Source organism: Actinoplanes sp. NPDC051633 (assembly GCF_040681735.1).
Classification (GTDB): domain Bacteria; phylum Actinomycetota; class Actinomycetes; order Mycobacteriales; family Micromonosporaceae; genus Actinoplanes.
Genome location: NZ_JBFAZH010000987.1, coordinates 1 through 2,923, shown reverse-complemented (window position 1 = coordinate 2,923; position 2,923 = coordinate 1). Strand labels below are relative to the sequence as shown.

The following is a 2,923-nucleotide window of genomic DNA, read 5'->3' as shown; positions in this document are numbered from 1 at the left end:
GCGCGTACGGCTGGCGGCCGAGGTCGGCGGAGGCGCACAGCAGGCCCGCGACGGCGCCGGCCGCGGCCGGGGAGTCGCCGCCGACCAGCAGGTGCACCCGCCACATCCCGGTGGACCGGCCCTGCTGCAACTCCCGGTGCCGGCGCTGCAGGCGGGCGGCCGCCACGGCCTGTTCCGGCGACTGCGCCTTGGACTGGGCCTGGCGCTCCTCGAGCGCGACCTGCCGGGCGAGCCCGCCGATCTCCGCCGCGGGCACCGGCTCGGCCAGCACGAACCAGGCGAAACCCGCGTGCCACACGTGCAGCAGGCACTCATCGAGCGTCGGCCGGGCATCCTCGTCCCGCAGCGTCGGGTCGTCGACCAGCAGCCCGTCGGTCAGCCCGGCCACCCTCGTCCAGAACGGCACCGCCCGCAGGTTGCCGAGCAGATCAGGACCGGGGTACGGACGACCGAGCGCACCCGGCGGCAGCGACAGCGGCGTCAGCCCGCGCGCGTCGGGGTCCCCGCTGACACCGCCGGCCGCGAACACCTCGACCGGCCGGGCGGCGGATGCACGATGCCAGCCGAGCAGCAGGGGCGTGCCCGCGTGGAAGGCCGAGACGATGCCGGCCAGCCGTTGCCGCCGGCCCACGTCCGTGCCGGCGTCGTCGCGGGTGGACGGTGGCCGGCGGGGCAGCTCGAGGACCCGGCTGACGGAGAGCTGCTCGAGCAGCCCGCCCACCCCAGTCACTGAGGCCCACCCCACGGTCCCTGGTACGGCTGCTGCCGGAACTCCGGCTGGGGCTGCTCGGTGGGCGCGGCGCCCCAGCCCGGGAGGACCGGACCGGCGGCCTGGTGCGCGCTGGTCTCGTGGGCGGCCAGCGGCTGCGGCTGCGACACGGTGACCTGGCTGGGCTGCCGGGTGGCCGGGGTGACCGCCTCGGCCGGGTCGGGCAGCGGTTGCAGGTCGACCGGCGTCATCGACACCCGGGGGAGCGTGACGATCCCCGGGTCGACCTCGACGGCCTGCACGACCGAGCCCCGGCCCTCGCCCTTGACCAGGATCATCGCGTACTCGGGCAGGTCCTGGAGCACCCGCGGTTCGAGGGCGTACTCGTACACCCGCTGTGCCGACTGGGCGTCGCTCCAGTTCGTACCCTTCGCCACCGACTCGGTCTGGCTCCAGTTCCGGGTCTTGCTCCAGTTGGTGCCGCTCTGCCGGCTGAAGTCCAGGCCGCTGCGGCTGGTGCCGGAGGAGCCGCCCTGGGTCTCCGACTCGCCGTACGTGTCGGCCAGCGTGTGCGTGTCGTTGCCGCCCAGCGTGCGGGTCAGCTGGCTGAGCACGAACTTGTGGCCCTTGCCGATGAAGTCCGCCGCCTGGGTGGCCTCCTGGTGGTTGCCGAGCCGCATCAACGCGACCTCGCCGCCGCCGATGGTGTGCAGCGACTCCTCCCGCAGGTGGCCGAAGAGCAGCACCAGCCGGACGCCGCGGCGCTCGCAGAGGGTGCTGAGCTTCTCGATCGAGCGGTGGTGCACCTCGTCCGCGCCGATGATCACCAGGGAGCCCATCGGCGTGGCCGCGCGCCGCACCTGCCGCGCCAGCCACTGCACCAGCAGGTCCTTGAGCAGCTCGTTCTGCGCGTTGCGGCCGTCGCTGTCGGCGACCAGGCAGGTCAGGTCGGCGGTCCCGGCGCCCGCCTCGGTGCCCATCTCCTCCAGGGGGTGCAAGAACGCCTCGATCCGGCGCAGGTGCTGGTGCATCTGGCGGCGGCTCTCGTCCGGTTGCAGATCGAGCAGCCGGTCGCTCTCCTCCGGGCTGAGCGCGGCCTGCACCGGCCGGTCGGTGAGCACCCGCAGCGCGGCCAGCAGCCGGGCCATGCTGAGGTTCGGCGCGAGCACGCCGCAGATCTCGCGCAGCAGCATCGAGTCCTGCGAGCGCTCGGCCCGGCTGGCGCCCTGCGCGTCGCCGTACATCGCCTCCACCAGGCAGTCGACCAGCTCGTTCGGCTCCAGCGCGCCGACCAGGTCGAACTGCGCGAGCTGGGACGGCAGCCGGCGTTCCAGCACGGTGCGGTCGGTGGCGACGGCGAGCTGCATGAGCTCGCCGCAGAGCGCCTCGCCGGTGAAGTCGACCAGGGTCATGTGGCCGCGGGTGGCGAGCAGCGAACCGCCGAATACGGTCAGCACCGCCTCCCAGCCGTACGTGGTGCCGCCGATGATGTCGACCCGCCGGGTGCCCGCCGCGGGGGTGGCCGCGGACCACTCGTACATGGCGTCGACGGCCTGCTGTTGCTGCTGCTCGTGCCATTGCCGCCGGGCGTCCCACGCGGCGAACGCCTGCGCGTACTCGTGCTGGGTCTGCTGCTGGACGTTCTCGATCGCCTTGCGCGCCATCGAGGGTGCCACCCCGGCCAGCACCGCCCCGCCGACCCCGGCGAGGAACGCGACGAAGGCGAAGACGGTGACCGCCACACCCGTGCTGTTGTTGCCGGCGTCGCTCATGCCCGCGAGGGCGCCGCAGCAGCTGATCAGCACGGCCAGGCCGATGCCCGCGCCGAGTGAGATCAGGATCCGCCGGGCCATCCCGCGCTGTGCCCGCATCAGGCGTTCGTGCAGGTGCGGCGGCACCTGGGCGGGCTGCGGCGGCGGTTCCAGGAATCGACGCCGGTAGAGGTTCCGGTCGTTGAAGATCCACCCCAGACGCTCACCGGGCGTGGCGAGCTGCGGCAGCGGGTTCGGGTACGGGACGACGTCGGTCATCGCTGCGGATTCTGCCTTCCGGGGCGGGCCACTGATCGGGGAGAAGTCAACCAACGACCGAACGGAATGGAAAGGGCACGTACAGCTACAGTGCACCATTCTGGTCGATTGGTGCCATCGCCCGGCCGAACGGTCATCCGGCGCGCGCGGGAGCCCGCCGTGGCGGGCGTGCCTTCGGCTGTTC

Annotated in this window: 2 protein-coding genes; both read right to left on the bottom strand. The window is 73.3% G+C overall.

Features of this window, described 5'->3' with window-relative positions; all coding sequences use genetic code 11:
* Positions 1–730, bottom strand: a 730-nt coding sequence (locus tag AB0M20_RS35640; protein ID WP_364304950.1) for a hypothetical protein, incomplete at its 3' end; no start/stop codon positions are given.
* Positions 727–2,739 (bottom strand): hypothetical protein, encoded by a 2,013-nt coding sequence (locus AB0M20_RS35635; RefSeq protein ID WP_364304948.1) that lies wholly within the window; start codon positions 2,737–2,739, stop codon positions 727–729. The genes AB0M20_RS35635 and AB0M20_RS35640, both read right to left, overlap by 4 nt.
* Positions 2,740–2,923 lie beyond the last annotated feature (184 nt).